This window comes from Edwardsiella piscicida (genome assembly GCF_001896205.1).
GTDB lineage: Bacteria > Pseudomonadota > Gammaproteobacteria > Enterobacterales > Enterobacteriaceae > Edwardsiella > Edwardsiella piscicida.
This window is the reverse complement of record NZ_MPNU01000001.1, coordinates 3,463,952-3,480,389: the sequence shown is the minus strand read 5'-3', so window position 1 is coordinate 3,480,389 and position 16,438 is coordinate 3,463,952. Positions and strand designations below refer to the sequence as shown.

At 62.8% G+C, this 16,438-nt stretch carries 12 protein-coding genes and 1 tRNA gene; 6 read left to right on the top strand and 7 right to left on the bottom strand.

Annotated elements, in window-relative coordinates; genetic code table 11:
- Positions 1–60 precede the first annotated feature (60 nt).
- The gene (locus BRD58_RS16030; RefSeq protein WP_408731672.1) at positions 61–1,479 is read left to right on the top strand and encodes an amino acid permease; all 1,419 of its coding nucleotides are present in this window, start codon (positions 61–63) and stop codon (positions 1,477–1,479) included.
- Here the strand turns inward: BRD58_RS16030 and BRD58_RS16025 are convergent.
- The 6 genes from BRD58_RS16025 to pepA all read right to left on the bottom strand — a co-directional run bounded on the left by BRD58_RS16025 (position 1,474) and on the right by pepA (position 10,384).
- Entirely contained in the window at positions 1,474–1,977 is a 504-nt protein-coding gene (locus BRD58_RS16025; protein WP_073383730.1) for a GNAT family N-acetyltransferase, read from the bottom strand. The two genes, BRD58_RS16030 and BRD58_RS16025, sit on opposite strands and share 6 nt — an antisense overlap.
- A 99-nt stretch (positions 1,978–2,076) precedes the next feature.
- Positions 2,077–3,396: an ABC transporter ATP-binding protein gene (locus BRD58_RS16020; RefSeq protein WP_073383727.1), complete on the bottom strand. Its 1,320-nt coding sequence runs from the start codon at positions 3,394–3,396 to the stop codon at positions 2,077–2,079.
- 28 nt (positions 3,397–3,424) lie between these two features.
- A complete protein-coding gene (locus tag BRD58_RS16015; protein ID WP_073383723.1) occupies positions 3,425–5,164 on the bottom strand; it encodes an ABC transporter permease in 1,740 nt (579 codons plus the stop codon).
- 223 nt (positions 5,165–5,387) lie between these two features.
- Positions 5,388–8,243 (bottom strand): valine--tRNA ligase, encoded by a 2,856-nt coding sequence (locus BRD58_RS16010; protein WP_012849912.1) that lies wholly within the window; start codon positions 8,241–8,243, stop codon positions 5,388–5,390.
- Positions 8,244–8,267: 24 nt separating this feature from the next.
- Positions 8,268–8,717, bottom strand: coding sequence for a DNA polymerase III subunit chi (locus tag BRD58_RS16005; protein WP_012849911.1), 450 nt, complete (start codon positions 8,715–8,717; stop codon positions 8,268–8,270).
- Between the two features lie 155 nt (positions 8,718–8,872).
- Positions 8,873–10,384, bottom strand: a complete 1,512-nt coding sequence (gene pepA, locus BRD58_RS16000; protein WP_012849910.1) for a leucyl aminopeptidase — start codon at positions 10,382–10,384, stop codon at positions 8,873–8,875.
- 448 nt (positions 10,385–10,832) lie between these two features.
- Between pepA and lptF the strand changes: the two genes are divergently transcribed.
- Both lptF and lptG read left to right on the top strand, forming a co-directional pair.
- Positions 10,833–11,933, top strand: a complete 1,101-nt coding sequence (lptF, locus tag BRD58_RS15995; RefSeq protein WP_012849909.1) for an LPS export ABC transporter permease LptF — start codon at positions 10,833–10,835, stop codon at positions 11,931–11,933.
- Positions 11,933–13,003 carry an LPS export ABC transporter permease LptG gene (lptG, locus tag BRD58_RS15990; protein WP_012849908.1) on the top strand — a complete coding sequence of 357 codons (1,071 nt, stop codon included), beginning with the start codon at positions 11,933–11,935 and terminating at the stop codon, positions 13,001–13,003. Before lptF ends, lptG begins: the two co-directional genes overlap by 1 nt.
- A gap of 114 nt (positions 13,004–13,117) precedes the next feature.
- On the opposite strand, the gene ampH is transcribed toward lptG, so the two are convergent.
- A complete protein-coding gene (gene ampH, locus BRD58_RS15985; protein ID WP_073383718.1) occupies positions 13,118–14,269 on the bottom strand; it encodes a D-alanyl-D-alanine-carboxypeptidase/endopeptidase AmpH in 1,152 nt (383 codons plus the stop codon).
- Positions 14,270–14,597: 328 nt separating this feature from the next.
- Between ampH and BRD58_RS15975 the strand changes: the two genes are divergently transcribed.
- The 3 genes from BRD58_RS15975 to BRD58_RS15965 form a co-directional block, all read left to right on the top strand.
- Positions 14,598–15,518 (top strand): L,D-transpeptidase family protein, encoded by a 921-nt coding sequence (locus BRD58_RS15975; protein ID WP_012849905.1) that lies wholly within the window; start codon positions 14,598–14,600, stop codon positions 15,516–15,518.
- 242 nt (positions 15,519–15,760) lie between these two features.
- Positions 15,761–15,845, top strand: a tRNA-Leu gene (locus BRD58_RS15970).
- 163 nt (positions 15,846–16,008) lie between these two features.
- Positions 16,009–16,438: tyrosine-type recombinase/integrase (locus BRD58_RS15965; RefSeq protein WP_139263918.1), on the top strand; the 430-nt coding region annotated here is incomplete at its 3' end.

Genomic DNA, 16,438 nt, shown 5'->3' with positions numbered 1-16,438 from the left:
TAAACGCGCGCCGGCGTACCCGCGTCGGCGCGCAGAATGCACCTTACACAGGGGGATACCATGGCTTGTCAGATGGAGACGCCTTCACCCTCAACCGGTCCGGCGCTCCAGCGCACGCTGAAAAAGCGCCACCTGCTGATGATGTCGCTGGGGGGGACCATCGGTACCGGTCTGTTTATCGGCATTGCCGAGCCGCTGCACAGCGTCGGACCGCTCGGCACCCTGCTGGCCTATCTGCTGGGCGGCGGGGTGATGCTGATCACCATGATGTGCCTGGGGGAGCTGGCCTGCGCGTTTCCCCACTCCGGTTCGTTTCAGCACTATGCGCTGATGTTTCTCCCCCACCCGCTGTGGAGCTACAGCATCGGCTGGCTGTACTGGCTGAGCTGGGTATTTTCGCTGGCCGCCGACCTGACCGCCGCCGGACTTATCGCCCACCAGTGCTTCCCCGCCGTACCCATCTACCTGTTTTGTCTCGCTATCCTGATCTCACTGCTGCTGTTGAACCTGCTGTCCGCCGCCAGCTTTGGCGAGTGTGAATATTGGCTGTCGGCGATCAAAGTGTTCGCCATCGTTCTGTTTATCGCCGCCGGGGTCGTGATGATGTTGCGCCTGCAGGGGAGCGGCGCGTGGCAGCCGACGCTGCGCACCGCCAGCGGCTGGTTCCCGCACGGCACCTGGAGCCTCTTTCTGTGCATGACCGTGGTGGTGTACTCCTTTCAGGGGGTCGAGCTGGTGGGCAGCGCCGCCGGGGAGACCGCGGCGCCGGAAAAGGTGCTGCCGCGGGTGATAATGGGGATCGGTGGGCGCATCATTCTGTTTTATGTGCTGGCTATCGCGGTACTGGCGCTGATCTACCCCTATGAGCGGGCGGTGAGCGGCGATAGCCCGTTCGTCTGGGTCTTTGCCCACGCCGGTCTGCCGGGCGCTGATACCCTGATGCTGCTGGTGATCTTCTCCGCCGCGGTGTCGGCGGCCAACTCGGCGATTTACGCCAGCTCGCGGATGCTGTGGTCGATGGCGCAGGATGGCTTTGCCCCGCGCTTCTGCGGTCGGGTCAATCGGCGCGGCGCGCCGGCGAACGGGATCGCGCTGACCTGCCTGATCTCGCTGGTGTGCCTGCTGAGCAAATACATTCCGGCCCAGTCGCTGTACCTGTATCTGATCGCCAGCACCGGGCAGGTCGGCTGCCTGGCGTGGATGGTGATCGCCTGGTGTCAGTATTGCTTTCGCCGTCGTCAGCAGGCGGGGCACTATCCCGATATCCGCGCGGGCTACCGCTCCCCGTGGTTTCCCTGGCTGCCGTGGGCCTGCATCGTGCTTAACGGGCTGGTGATCGTCGGCACCTGGCTGAGCGAGCAGGGGGGCAGCATGCTCTTGGCCGAGCTCACGCTGTTGGCGCTGGTGATCGCCAGCTATTTTCTGCGCCGCCGCCCTGCGAAGGGGGCGGCGGCGGTTTCGTCGGCCGATAACCTATAGCGGGCGCAGCATGCGGACTTCACAGTCCACGTGGCGGGTGGCGCCCAGCGCCGCGTCGATAGGCTCAAAGCCGAGATGACGGTACAGGGCGATGGCGTTGTGCAGGGTGGCGGTGGTCTCCAGGTAGCAGTGGGTAAACCCCTGCGCACGGGCGAAGTCCAGCGCCAGCAGGGCCAGGCGCTTGGCCAGGCCGCGTCCGCGCAGCGCGGGCAGAAAGTACATCTTTTGCAGCTCGCACAGGTGCGGCGCGGCCCCCTCCAGCGGCGCGACGCCGCCGCCGCCCGCCACCTCACCGTCCAGCTCCACGATCCAATAGGCGCAGCGCGGCGCCGCATAGGTCTGCGCCAGGCGATCCAGATTGGGATCGGACACCGTGAACCCCTTGTCGGCGCTCAGGCCGCATTCGGCGGAGACGCGGCGGATCACGTCGGCAATCGCGCCATTGTCGGCGGCGGTCAGTGGGCGAATGCGGATGTCGGGGGCGCGTTGGTCGGTCATCTGGGAATCCCTGGTCAGTGTGCGGATATGCAGTTTCTTAAATAGCACCGTCGCCCCCCACAATGCAAGATGCCGCCGGGGAAAGCGGCCCCGGGCGGGTTAAAACTCGACGTCCTCCAGGCTAAAGGAGCCGCTCTGATCGTTATAGGAGAAGATCTCGGCATAGCGCCCCCAGTTGATCACGGTATCCAGGGTTTCGCGCGCGGCATCATCGGATAGCACGTCCTCCAGCTCCTGCTCAAAGCGTACCCGCGGCGCCCGGTGGCCGGGGCGCTCGTCGAGCACGCTCTTGATCAGCGTGGCCAGCGGTACGTGGCGCAGCAGGTGGGTGGCGAACAGCGCCTTGCGCGGCTGGGTGTCCATGACGGCGAACTGCTGCCCCGCGGGGGTGAGGAAAATATCCCCTTGATGAACCTCGGCAAAGTCCAGCTGCTGCAGCACCTCGGCGACGGAGAGCAGACGATCGGCCTCTATGTGTAGCGCCAGCGCCAGATCGGGCATGTCGGCGCGGCCGTGGTAAGGGGCGGCCGCCAAGGTTTCCAGCAGCCCGGCGATCAGGTTGGTGGAGACATGGGGCAGCCAGGAGCCCAGCTTCAGCTCGTGACGCAGCGTATTGTCGCCGCTGCGCGCCGTCATTTGGGCGTAAATCTCATCGACCAGGTGGCGAAACGGTGGATCGAGGCGGCTGCGCGGGTGGTGGAAGGGTACCGCTATCTCGGCGATGATCTTGCCGGGGTGCGAAGAGAGCAGCAGGATGCGATCGCACATGAAGACCGCCTCCTCGATGTTATGGGTGACGATCAGCATCGACTTAATCGGCAGCTTGCCTGCGCTCCACAGGTCGAGCAGGTCGGTGCGCAGGGTTTCGGCGGTCAGGACGTCAAGGGCTGAAAACGGCTCATCCATCAGCAGCAGCGTGGGGTCAACCACCAAGGCGCGGGCAAAGCCGACGCGCTGGCGCATCCCGCCGGAGAGCTCGCGCGGGTAGGCGTTCTCAAAACCGTCCAGGCCGATCAGGTCGATGGCCGCCAGCGCCCGGGTACGCCGCTCGGCGGCCGCCATGCCCTGCGCCTCCAGACCGGCCTCCACGTTTTGCAGCACCGTCAGCCACGGAAACAGGGCGAAGGTCTGGAACACCATCGCCACCCCCTTGGCCGGGCCATGCACCGGCGCGCCAAGGTAGTTCACCTGGCCCGCGCTGGGGGTGATCAGGCCCGAGATGATACGCAGCAGCGTGGATTTTCCCGAGCCGGAGCGGCCGAGCAGGGCCACTATTTCGCCCTCGCGCAGGGTCAGGTTAACGCCCTGCAGGATGGTCTGGACGCCGTGCGCCTGCTCATAGCCGTGATCAACGTTCTGCACGCTCAGAATCGGCGCCGGCGTGACGCCGGGCGGCGGCGGGGAAAGGGGATCGGTCATGGCGCGGCTCCTCGGTTAGTGTTCAGGATCAGTTGGCGCGAAAGCGGGATTCTGCATAGGCGTACAGCGGGCGCCACAGCAGGCGGTTAAACAGGGTAACGAACAGCGACATGATGGCGATGCCCAGGATGATTTTGGGAAAGTTGCCGCTGGCGGTGTTTTCGGCGATATAGGCCCCCAGACCGTGCGCCGCCACCCGGGTATCGCCCCACTGCACATATTCGGCCACGATGCTGGCGTTCCAGGCCCCGCCGGCGGCGGTGACGGCGCCGGTGACATAGTAGGGAAAGATGGCCGGTAGCATGATCTGGCGCCACCACTGCCAGCCGCGAATATGCAGATTGGCCGTGACCTCGCGGTAGTCATTGGGAAAATTCATGGTGCCGGCCACGACGTTGAACAAAATATACCACTGGGTGCCCAGCACGATCAGCGGCGACAGCCAGATGTCCGGGTTGAGCTGAAAGTGCATGATGGCGATGACGAAGGCGGGAAACAGCAGGTTGGCCGGGAAGGCGGCCAAAAACTGGGCCAGCGGCTGGATCTTACCGGCCAGGGCCGGACGCAGGCCGATCAGCACCCCCAGCGGCACCCAGATGAGCGAGGAGATCAGGATCAGTAGGCTGACGCGCAGCAGGGTCACCAGCCCCATCAGCAGAACATTGCCGACCTCGTGCAGCGAAACGCCGCTGCGGACATACAGGACGACCCGGGTGCAGAGATACAGGGTCAGCACGAGGACCGCCGCACCCCAGAGCAGATCGAGATAGCGTGATGAGCGCCCCGGCGTCGTCGGCGCGGGGCGGTAGCGCGCCGGTCCGGGCCAGCGCAGCGGCAGGCGCGCCAGCCAGCCCAGCAGATGCCCCAGCGGGGCGAGCAGGCGGTGGAACAGGCGGGTGCGCCGCAGCAGGTTGAGCAGCCAGGAGGTGGGGGGATTGGCGGTGCGGGTATTCTCCATGCGAAACTTGTCGGCCCAGGCGACCAGCGGGCGGAACAGCAGCTGATCGTAGATAAGGATCACCGCCACCATGGTCAGCAGCACCCAGCCGATGGCGTGGAGATCGCGCTGCAGGATCGCCTCGGCCAGGTAGGCGCCGATGCCCGGCAGGGTAAAATGGGTATTGCCGACGGTAATCGCCTCCGAGGCCACAATAAAGAACCAGCCGCCGGACATCGACATCATCATGTTCCAGATAAGCCCGGGCATGGCGAAGGGGACATCCAGTTTCCAGAAACGCTGCCAGCCGGTGAAGTGCAGGCCGCGGGCGACCTCATCCAGATCGCCGGGGACGGTGCGTAGGGACTGGTAAAAGCTGAAGGTCATATTCCAGGCCTGGCTGGTAAAGATGGCGAAGATGGCCGCCAGCTCGACCCCCAGCACCCGTCCGGGGAACAGGGCGATAAAGAAGGTGACGGTAAACGAGATATAGCCGAGCACCGGCACCGACTGCAGGATATCCAGCATCGGCACCAATACCTTGGCCGCCCGCCGACTTTTGGCCGCCAGCGTGCCGTAGATCAGGGTGAACAGCAGCGAGGCCAGCATGGCGACCAGCATGCGCAGGGTGGTGCGCAGGGCATAGTCCGGCAGGGCGCTCGGCGCCAGAGAGATCGTCTGCTTTTCCAGGCTGGCGAGGGGCTGCAGCGCCTGATGAAAACCGATGGCCATCATGGCGATAAGGCTGATGATCAGCGGAAAGGCGACGATATCCCAGCGATTGGGGTTCAGACTCAGCGGCCCGTGGCTGCCGGGGGGACGAATATCCATCGGGCTCCTCGTATCAGGGGGCGGTGCGATCCGGCATGGCGATGACCGGAGTGCGCGCGTAGATGGCCCCCAACGTCGGTAGGTGATTGATTGTGCTGTCTGTGATTATAGCCGCTGCGGTAGGATTGGCATCGGTATCGCGCATTTGCGGGCCGACGCGGGCGTACACTAAAAAAAACGGGAGCCGTTTGGCTCCCGCTGTCGTGCTGGCTCGCTGGGGCGATTACAGCGCGGCGATCACCGCCTGCTGTTCGATCAGCTTGGCCTTAGCATCGGCGTAGCCGTCCCGCTTTTCGCGCTCCTTGGCGACCACCGCCTCCGGGGCACGCGCCACAAAGCCTTCGTTGGAGAGCTTGGCTTCGATGCGGGCGATCTCGCCGTCGATCTTGGCCACCTCTTTGGTCAGGCGATCCAGCTCGGCGGCTTTATCGACCAGACCGGCCATCGGGATCAGCAGCTCGGCGCCCTCCACCAGCTTGGTGACGGAGACCGGGCCCTTGTCGCCGGCCGGCAGCAGGGTGATGCTCTGCAGGCGCGCCAGCGACTGGATAAAGCTGCTGTTCTGCTCCACGCGACGCTGGGCGTCAGCGCTGGCGTCGCGCAGCAGCAGATCCAGCGGCTTGCTCGGGGCGATGTTCATTTCGGCGCGGATGTTACGCACCGCGATGATGGCCTGCTTGATCCACTCCAGATCGGAGAGCGCCTGCGCGTCGTCCAGCGCCGCGTCATACTGCGGGTAGGGCTGCAGCATGATGGTATCGGCGTCGATGCCGACCAGCGGCTTGACCCGCTGCCAGATGGTCTCGGTGATGAACGGAATGATCGGGTGCGCCAGGCGCAGCAGGCCTTCCAGCACGGTGACCAGGGTGTGGCGGGTGCCGCGCAGCTCGGCGTCGCTGCCGCCGTTGATCGCCGGCTTGGCCAGCTCCAGATACCAGTCGCAGAACTGGTTCCAGGTGAACTCGTACAGGATATTGGCCGCGATATCAAAGCGATAGCTATCCAGCGCCTCACGCATGGCCTTCACCGTGCGGTTGAACTCCGCCAGGATCCAGCGATCGGCCAGCGAGTAGACCTTTTCGCCGTCGTTAAAGCCGCAGTCGTGGCCTTCGGTGTTCATCAGCACAAAGCGGCTGGCGTTCCACAGCTTGTTACAGAAGTTGCGGTAGCCTTCCAGGCGCTTCATGTCCCAGTTGATGTCGCGGCCGGTGGAGGCCAGGGCCGACAGGGTGAAGCGCAGGGCGTCGGTGCCGTGCGGCTCGATGCCGTCCGGGAACTGCTTCTCGGTGCGCTTGGCGATCTTCTCGGCCAGCTGCGGCTGCATCATGTTGCCGGTGCGTTTCTCCAGCAGCGCCGGCAGGCTGATGCCGTCGATCATATCCAGCGGATCGATGACGTTGCCCTTGGACTTGGACATCTTCTGCCCTTCGTCGTCGCGGATCAGACCGGTGATATACACGGTCTTGAACGGCACCTGCGGCTTGCCGTCGTCATCCTTGATGAAGTGCATGGTCATCATGATCATGCGGGCGATCCAGAAGAAGATGATGTCGAAGCCGCTGGTCAGCACGTTGGTCGGGTGGAAGGTCTTCAGCGCGTCGGTGTTCTCCGGCCAGCCCAGGGTGGAGAAGGTCCACAGGGCAGAGGAGAACCAGGTGTCCAGCACGTCGTTGTCCTGGGTCAGCGTCACCTCGGCGCCCAGGCCGTTTTCGCTGCGTACCTCTTCTTCGCTGCGGCCGACGTAGACGCGGCCGTCGGCGTCGTACCAGGCCGGGATGCGGTGGCCCCACCACAGCTGACGGGAGATACACCAGTCCTGAATGTCGCGCATCCAGGAGAAGTACATGTTTTCGTACTGCTTAGGCACAAACTGAATGTCGCCGTTTTCGACCGCTTCAATGGCCGGCTTGGCCAGCGGGGCGGCGCGCACGTACCACTGGTCGGTCAGCATCGGCTCGATCACCACGCCGCCGCGGTCGCCGTAGGGCACCGTCAGATCGTGCGGTTTGATCTCGACCAGCAGACCGGCCTCGTCGCAGGCCTTGACGATGGCCTTACGGGCGGCAAAGCGCTCCATGCCGCGGAATTCGGCCGGCAGCTCATCGCTGTAGGCATCGCACTCGACGCCGTTGGTGTCCAGCACCTGCGCCTGATCGCGAATGTTGGCGTCGAAGGTGAGGATGTTGATCATCGGCAGCTGGTGGCGACGACCGACCTCATAGTCGTTGAAATCGTGCGCCGGGGTGATCTTCACGCAGCCGGTGCCTTTCTCCATGTCGGCGTGTTCGTCGCCGACGATGGGAATGCGGCGGTTGACCAGCGGGACGATGACAAACTTGCCGATCAGATCTTTGTAGCGCGGATCCTCCGGGTTGACCGCCACGCCGGTGTCGCCCAGCAGGGTCTCCGGACGGGTGGTGGCGACCACCAGGTGATCCTGACCCTCTGCGGTCTTGGCACCGTCGGCCAGCGGGTAGCGCAGATGCCACATGGAGCCCTTGGTTTCTCGGTTCTCCACTTCCAGATCGGAAATGGCGGTGCGCAGCTTCGGATCCCAGTTGACCAGACGCTTGCCGCGGTAGATCAGATCTTCCTGATACAGACGGACGAAGACTTCTTTCACCGCGTTGGACAGGCCGTCGTCCATGGTAAAGCGCTCGCGCTCCCAGTCGACGGAGTTGCCCAGACGGCGCATCTGGCGGGTAATGGTGCCGCCGGATTCGGCCTTCCACTGCCAGATCTTGTCGATGAAGGCATCACGGCCGTAGTCGTGGCGGGTCTTGCCCTCTTCGGCCGCAATCTTACGCTCAACCACCATCTGGGTGGCGATACCGGCATGGTCGGTCCCCACCTGCCACAGGGTGTTTTTCCCCTGCATGCGCTGGTAGCGGATCATGGTGTCCATGATGGTCTGCTGGAACGCGTGGCCCATGTGCAGGCTGCCGGTCACGTTCGGCGGCGGGATCATGATGCAGAAGCTTTCTTTGCTGGTGTCGCCGTTAGGCTTAAAGTAGCCCTGCTGTTCCCAGTGCGCATACAGCGGCTGTTCGATGTCTTGCGGGTTGTATGTTTTTTCCATTCTTCGTCTGTTTCGTCTGATCGGTCAGTGAGTTGGCGGCGTCGCCGTGGTCAAGTGAAAGCCGACGCTGCGATAGGCTTTATAGCGTTCGCGCGCCAACTGCTTTAATGCGTCTTCGTAAGGCACGAAGTCTATCACTTCATGGAAAGCGGTGGCAAAATCCGCGAACGTCGGCAGCAGGCTGATTAACAGCTCGCGCGGCGCGCTGCCGCGTTTGCCCGGCCAGGACAGCTCCACCGGCGCGCCGAAGCGCGGCCCCTCTCCGGCCAGGCTGTGCGGCACGAACTGCTGCGGATCGCGCGCCCACAGCGCCTCGTCCAGGCGCAGCGCCTGCTCCTGGCTGGCGCAGGCCAGCAGCACCCGTTTACCGGCGCGCCAGTGCTGGCAGGCCAGATCGCAGGCCAGCGTTTCTACATCGTCCGGCGCGTCTGCCGCCTGGGGCTGCTCCAGCAAATAAAAGGTTGCCTGTTTCATCGGGAGTCGGATCTATCCTGCATGGGTGAATGCCCCACCGCCGGGATCAGCGACGGGGCGCGGTCGCCCGCGCGGCGGACGACCCAGTCTTCTATTCTACAGCAATGGCGGGAATATTCATGCCTCCCCGCCCGTGCGGGTGGGGAGAGGCGGGATCACTCCTCGCCGTTCAGCCCTGCGCGGTTGAGCAGGAACTGCGACAGCAGCGCCACCGGGCGGCCCGTGGCGCCCTTGGCCTTGCCGGAGCGCCAGGCGGTACCGGCGATATCCAGGTGCGCCCAGTTGTACTTGCGGGTAAAGCGCGCCAGGAAGCAGGCGGCGGTGATCGCCCCGCCCGGGCGCCCGCCGATGTTGGCCATGTCGGCAAAGTTGGAGTCCAGCTGCTCTTGGAACTCCTCGCCCAGCGGCAGGCGCCAGGCGCGATCGCCCGCCTGTTCGGCGGCGCTCAGCAGCTCGGAAGCCAGCGGGTTATGGTTGGCCATCAGGCCGGTCAGGTGGTGACCCAGGGCGATGACGCAGGCGCCGGTCAGGGTGGCGACGTCCACCACCAGCTCCGGCTCGAAGCGTTCGACGTAGGTCAGCACGTCGCACAGCACCAGGCGCCCTTCGGCGTCGGTGTTGAGCACCTCGACGGTCTGGCCGGACATGGTGGTGAGAATGTCGCCCGGCCGATAGGCGCGCCCGCCCGGCATGTTTTCACAGCCCGCCAGTACCCCGACGATGTTGAGGGGTAGCCGCAGCTCGGCCGCCATGCGCATCACGCCATAGACAGAGGCGGCGCCGCACATGTCGTACTTCATCTCGTCCATGCCTTCCCCCGGCTTCAGGGAGATGCCGCCGGCGTCAAAGGTCAGCCCTTTGCCGACCAGCACGATGGGGCGGGCGTCCGGGTTCGGGCTGCCCTTGTATTCGATCACCGACATCAGCGACTCGTTCTGCGAGCCCTGACCGACGGCCAGATAGGCGTTCATGCCCAGCTCTTTCATCTGCTGCTCGCCGATCACCCGGGTGGTGACGGCGTCGGCGTAGCTGTCGGCCAGCTGACGCGCCTGCGAGGCCAGGTAGCCCGCGTTACAGATGTTGGGCGGCATGTTGCCGAGATCTTTGGCGGCCTTGATCCCGGCGGCGATGGCCAGACCGTGCTGAATGGCGCGTTCGCCGCTGGTCAGCTCGCGGCGGGTCGGCACGTTGAACACCATCTTGCGCAGCGGACGGCGCGGCTCCACCTTGTTGCTCTTCAGCTGATCAAAGGTGTAGAGGGTCTCTTTGGCGGTTTCGACGGCCTGGCGCACCTTCCAGTAGGTGTTGCGGCCCTTGACGTGCAGCTCGGTCAGGAAGCACACCGCCTCCATCGAACCGGTATCGTTGAGGGTGTTGATGGTCTTCTGGACCACCTGCTTATACTGGCGCTCGTCCAGCTCACGCTCTTTGCCGCAGCCGATCAGCAGGATGCGCTCTGAGAGTACGTTGGGGACATGGTGCAGCAACAGGGTTTGACCCACCTTGCCTTCCAGTTCGCCGCGGCGCAGCAGGGCGCTGATATAACCGTCGCTGATCTTGTCGAGCTGTTCGGCAATCGGTGACAGGCGACGCGGTTCGAACACGCCGACCACGATACAGGCGCTACGCTGTTTTTCCGGGCTACCGCTCTTTACACTGAACTCCATGCACTCTCCTGAATCTTAAAGACAGCGGCCGGGGGGGCAGATAAACTATACTCAAACGAGCTGCGGCCCCTGCGCCGTTGAACTGACTAGAAACAATTATTGCCACACGTTTTTTGAGCCAAACGGTAAAATCGTGCCGGCATTGGTCTGATCCGGCCACCGCAGCGGCTTTTGCTGGTTTTTTGCGCTGCTGGCGGCTAAATTTGTCGTTTTCGTGACTAACGATTACGGTACAATCGGTTTACAGTACAATCAGTTTACCTGACAAGCGGTTGGCGTTTTGGGATCTGGTCACGTTCCCAGTGTGCTTTTACGCCGCCCGGACAGCAAAGGCTGTATATCGTGTTCCTGATTGTTGCCGCTGCCATGAACATCATAAAAATGGCGCGTTAGCGTAGAAATTATCTATTTTCCTGCAAAAATACAAGTTTTCACAGGCGTAATAAGCGTGATCATCATTAGATATCTAGTACGGGAAACCTTTAAGAGCCAGGTCGCTATCCTGTTTATTCTGCTACTGATCTTTTTTTGTCAAAAGATGGTGCGAATTTTAGGGGCGGTGGTGAACGGTGATATCCCGACCAATCTGGTATTTTCCCTGCTCGGGCTGGGAATACCGGAGATGGCCCAGCTCATTCTTCCGCTCAGCCTGTTCCTGGGGCTGCTGATGACGCTGGGCAGACTGTACACGGAGAGCGAGATCACGGTGATGCACGCCTGTGGCCTGAGCAAGGCGGTGCTGGTGAAGGCGGCGATGGCGCTGGCCTTTATTACCGGCGCGCTGGCGCTGGTCAACGCCTTCTGGCTGAGCCCGTGGTCCTCGCTGCACTCGGACGAGGTGATGGCCGAGGCGCGGGCCAACCCCGGCCTGGCGTCGCTGGCGGAGGGGCAGTTTCAGCCCTCGCAGGACGGCAACTACGTGCTGTTTGTCGGCAATGTGAAGGACAAAAAATTCCATAACGTCTTCCTGGCCCAGCTGCGCCCCAGCGGCTCCCAGCGCCCGTCGGTGGTGGTGGCCGACAGCGGTCATCTGGTGGAGATGAAGGACGGCGCGCAGAAGGTGGTGCTGGACAGCGGCACCCGCTATGAGGGCACCGCCATGCTGCGCGACTTCCGTATCACCGACTTTGTCGACTATTCGGCGATCATCGGCCATAAATCGGCGATGCTAGACCCCAATAACGCCGATCAGGCCAGCATGTCCGCCCTGTGGCACTCGCAGGAGCCGAGCTTCCGCGCCGAGTTTCACTGGCGCCTGACCCTGGTATTCTCGGTGATCGTGATGGCGCTGATGGTGGTGCCGCTCAGCGTGGTCAACCCGCGCCAGGGGCGGGTGCTGTCGATGCTGCCGGCGATGCTGCTGTACCTTATCTTCTTCCTGCTGCAGAGCTCCCTGCGCTCCAACGGCGGCAAGGACAAGCTGGACCCGATGATCTGGATGTGGGGGGTGAACGGTCTCTACCTGCTGCTGGCCGTCGTGCTTAACCTGTGGGATACCGTCCCGATGCGCCGCCTGCGTGCGCGCCTGAGCGGAAAAGGAGTGGCCTGATGTTTGGCGTTCTCGATCGTTATATTGGCCGCACCATCTTCAACACCATCATGATGACCCTGTTCATGCTGGTGTCGCTGTCGGGCATCATCAAGTTTGTCGATCAGCTGCGCAAGGTGGGTCAGGGCGACTACTCCGTGGCCGGCGCCGGCCTGTTTACCCTGCTGAGTATCCCCAAGGATATCGAAATCTTCTTTCCGATGGCGGCGCTGCTCGGTGCGCTGCTCGGGCTGGGGATGCTGGCGCAGCGCAGCGAGCTGGTGGTGATGCAGGCCGCCGGCTTTACCCGTATGCAGGTGGCATCGGCGGTGATGAAGACCGCCATCCCGCTGGTGCTGCTGACCATGGCCATCGGCGAGTGGGTCGCCCCGCAGGGGGATCAGGCGGCGCGCAACTACCGCGCCCAGCAGATGTACGGCGGCTCGCTGCTGTCGACCCAGGGCGGGCTGTGGGCTAAAGATGGCAACCAGTTTGTCTATATCGCCCAGGTGGTGAACGACCGTACCCTTGGCGGGGTGAGCATTTACACACTGAATGCCCAGCGTAAGCTGACCTCGCTGCGCTACGCGGCGTCGGCCACCTTTGACGGCAAGCAGTGGAAGCTGGCCCAGGTGGAGGAGTCCAACCTGACCGATCCGAAGATGATCACCGGCTCACGCACCCTGAGCGGGGTATGGAAGACCAACCTGACGCCGGACAAGCTGGGGGTGGTGGCGGTCAGCCCCGACTCCCTCTCCATCAGCGGGCTGTACCACTACGTCAAATACCTGAAGCAGAGCGGTCAGGAGTCCAGCCGCTACCAGCTCAACCTGTGGAGCAAGATCTTTGCGCCGCTCTCCGTGGCGGTGATGATGCTGATGGCGCTGTCGTTTATCTTCGGCCCGCTGCGCAGCGTGCCGATGGGGGTACGGGTGCTGACCGGCATCTGCTTTGGCTTCGTCTTCTACGTGCTGGACCAGATCTTCGGCCCGATGAGCCTGGTGTACAACGTGCCGCCGGTGATCGGGGCGGTGCTGCCCAGCGCGCTGTTTCTGGGGCTTAGCGTCTATCTGCTGCTGCGCCGCAGTTAGGCGCAGCGCACAGAGAAAAGGGGCGCCACGGCGCCCCTTTTTTTGCTGTCTCTCCGGCGCCGCACCCCATACGATGCGACGTAAGCGTGTGCTCACTTCGAGCCTCGCGTCCGCCTAGCGCTTCTGCGCCGCCAGCGCGCTGACCAGATCGTTAACCCCGTCGCTCATGTTCTTAAAGCGGGTCAGATCGCTGCGGGTCACCACCACGAAGACCCCGATGTTTTTCTCCGGGATCAGCGCCATATAGGTAATAAAGCCGCCGGCGCCGCCGGTCTTCTGAATGATGGCCGGGTGCCCATCCTGCGGCGCCATCGCCACCCATCCCAGCCCCAAGGCGGAGGCCTTGCCCGGCACATCCATGCCTTTCACCTGATTCAGCTTAGCGCGCGGGTAGTACATCTTCAGCAGACGGGCGGCATAGGGGCTGCGCGGCTGCTGACCACCGGCCAGAAACTGCTGCATCCAGCGGCGCATGTCGTCCGGCGTGGAGTAGACGCCGCCGCTGCCGATGGCCGCCAGCGAGGAGATACAGGGGCTGGCGCTACGCGCCGGGATCATCAGACGCGCGCACTGCGCCGCCGTCGGGGTATAGGTGGTGCTGCTCATCCCCAGCGGGCGGGCGATCAGGCGCTGAAACAGCGCCGGGTAGCTCTGCTTGGTGGCGTGGGCCAGGGCGTCGGCCAGCAGATCGTAGGCCAGGTTAGAGTAGGCGGCGCTGCTGCCCGGGGCCACGCTCAGACGCGCGCGCTGCAGCCACTGCCAGCGCTGGCTATAGGTCGGCCAGGTGAACACCGCCCGATTGGCGGCGCCGCCCGGCTGCTCGCGCGGCAGACCGCTGGTGTGGGAGGCCAGGTGCATCAGGCGGATCGGTCTGCCGGAGGCGTTAGTGGGCACACGCTTACCCGACGGTGCATAGCGCGACAGGGGATCGGTCAGCTTGACCTTGCCCTCGGCGTCCAGCTTGACCAGCACTTCACTGGTCATCAGCTTGGTCAGGGAGGCGATACGGATCAGCGAGTCGGGGCGCGGGCGCTGATGGTTGCCCGGCTTGGTCTCACCGTAGCTGCGGAACAGCTGCTCCCTGCCGTCGATAGCGACCAGCGCCATCCCGGTGGCGCCGCTGTTGTAAAAGATATGCTCGGCGTAGCGATCAACGGTCGCGCGGATCTGGGCATCCGGCGTAGCGGCGCGGGCGGAAACGCCGCTCAGCAGACAGCCGATGGCCAGCGCGGCCAGCGGAAAAAAAGAGCGAAAACGAGTATCCATGTCATTCAAACGCTAGGGAATTAAGAGGGTAAGTATAGTAATGCCAGCCAACGCTGCACGGCAGCGCTTTTCACCGGGAATTTTGTAAAAAATCCCGCCAGAGTGCTGCCGCGGGTAAAAATGAATGTGACGCAGCGCACATGCAAGGGTAATCTTGCTACGCTGTAAAGAGAGAGGCAGAACGGGGGCGGCCACGGTGAAATTTTCTGCCGCAGCGCAGTTATTTTTTCCTCTTTGTCCTCTGTGAACATATAATGCGCAGCGGTCATTTGTGACTGTAACCGAACAACCGCCTGCGCGGCGTTAAGCACCCAACAGGAATAGAAACATGAAAATGAGTATCCGTGCGCTTCTCACGGTACTTCTGGCCGCGACTGCCTGCGTGCAGTCTGCGTTTGCCGTGGTATACCCTCTGCCGGCGAACAACAGCCGAGTGGTTGGCGAGAACCTGCAGATCAAGGTCCCGGAAGACAGTAAGTACCCGCTGGAGCATTTTGCTGCCCAGTACCAGATGGGGCTGAGCAACATGCTGGAAGCCAACCCCGGCGTCGATCCCTACCTGCCGCGCGCAGGTCGTAGCCTGACCATCCCGCAGCAGCTGATCCTGCCGAACACGCCCCACGAGGGGATCGTGATCAACAGCGCTGAAATGCGTCTGTACTACTACCCGAAAGGCAGTAAGACGGTGATCGTACTGCCGATCGGCATCGGCCAGCTGGGCCGCGACACCCCGATGAACTGGGTGACCTCCGTCCAGCGCAAGAAAGCCGGCCCGACCTGGACCCCGACCAAGAAGATGCACGAAGAGTACGCCGCCAACGGCCAGTACCTGCCCGCTGTCTTCCCCGCCGGCCCGGACAACCCGATGGGGCTGTACGCCCTGTATGTCGGCCGCCTGTATGCGGTGCACGGCACCAACGCCAACTTCGGCATCGGCCTGCGCGTCAGCCACGGCTGCGTGCGCCTGCGCGACCCGGACATCAAGTGGCTGTTTGACAACGTCCCGGTCGGCACCCGCGTGCAGTTTATCGACGAACCGGTAAAAGCCACCGTCGAACCGGACGGCTCCCGCTATATCGAGGTGCATAACCCGCTCTCCACCACCGAAGCGGAGTGGCAGTCCCGCGCGCCGGTCCCGATCCAGCTCAACGCCGCGGTGACTAAGATCGTCGCCGACCCCAGCGTCAGCACCCACGCCGTAGACGAAGCCCTGAAGGCCCGCTCCGGCATGCCGGTGAAGATCAACTGAGTCCATGCGCTGGGCCAGATAGCCAGGCGGGTCACTGACCCGCCTTTTTTGTCTCTGTCGATTTGCGGCCTTGCGGGCTACAGCCGCATAGGCCTGGCGCCATCCCTTGCTAACACGCTGAAAAACCAGCGCACCTATCGACTGAGGTGCTTTTTTCAACAGTTGAAAACCGCCGCGGCGGATATCTGTTGCATGGCGATCGCCAGCGGGTATAATGCACGGGTTTCCGCATCCCCTTCCGTGCCGGAGTGGCGAAATCGGTAGACGCAGTTGATTCAAAATCAACCGTAGAAATACGTGCCGGTTCGAGTCCGGCCTTCGGCACCATTAGTACTTCCAAGACCATCCGAGAAAGTCCAATTATCCTTTAAAAATCAATGTTTGCAGCGATTTTTACGTCCTGAGTCGTTCGAGGTTGTCCGTTGAAATCCGGATGTCGTTGGGGGCATAATTGGGGACATCTTAACTTCGATTAGAAATGTGCCCCCAAATGAAGCTCAACGCCAGACAAGTTGAGACTGCAAAGCCAAAAGACAAAAGCTACAAAATGGCCGATGGCGGCGGTTTGTATCTCGAGGTTTCGGCCAAGGGGTCTAAATACTGGCGCATGAAATACCGACGCCCCTCAGACAAAAAAGAGGATCGCCTCGCTTTTGGTGTTTGGCCTACAGTGACGCTTGCTCAGGCAAGAGCAAAGCGCGACGAAGCTAAAAAGCTGTTAGTTCAGGGCATTGACCCAAAAGCCGAACAGAAAGAAGCTCAGGCCGAGAATTCGGGGGCATATACGTTCGAAACCATTGCTCGTGAATGGCATGCAAGTAACAAGCGCTGGAGTGAAGACCATCGATCGCGTGTTCTTCGCTATCTTGAGCTTTATATTTTCCCTCATATCGGTTCGTCCGACATTCGCCAGCTCAAAA

Coding starts and splice junctions, on each gene's coding strand:
- BRD58_RS16030 (WP_408731672.1), top strand. CDS start 61: ATGGCTTGTCAGATGGAGACGCCTTCACCCTCAACCGGTCCGGCGCTC.
- BRD58_RS16025 (WP_073383730.1), bottom strand. CDS start 1,977: ATGACCGACCAACGCGCCCCCGACATCCGCATTCGCCCACTGACCGCC.
- BRD58_RS16020 (WP_073383727.1), bottom strand. CDS start 3,396: ATGACCGATCCCCTTTCCCCGCCGCCGCCCGGCGTCACGCCGGCGCCG.
- BRD58_RS16015 (WP_073383723.1), bottom strand. CDS start 5,164: ATGGATATTCGTCCCCCCGGCAGCCACGGGCCGCTGAGTCTGAACCCC.
- BRD58_RS16010 (WP_012849912.1), bottom strand. CDS start 8,243: ATGGAAAAAACATACAACCCGCAAGACATCGAACAGCCGCTGTATGCG.
- BRD58_RS16005 (WP_012849911.1), bottom strand. CDS start 8,717: ATGAAACAGGCAACCTTTTATTTGCTGGAGCAGCCCCAGGCGGCAGAC.
- pepA (WP_012849910.1), bottom strand. CDS start 10,384: ATGGAGTTCAGTGTAAAGAGCGGTAGCCCGGAAAAACAGCGTAGCGCC.
- lptG (WP_012849908.1), top strand. CDS start 11,933: ATGTTTGGCGTTCTCGATCGTTATATTGGCCGCACCATCTTCAACACC.
- ampH (WP_073383718.1), bottom strand. CDS start 14,269: ATGGATACTCGTTTTCGCTCTTTTTTTCCGCTGGCCGCGCTGGCCATC.
- BRD58_RS15975 (WP_012849905.1), top strand. CDS start 14,598: ATGAAAATGAGTATCCGTGCGCTTCTCACGGTACTTCTGGCCGCGACT.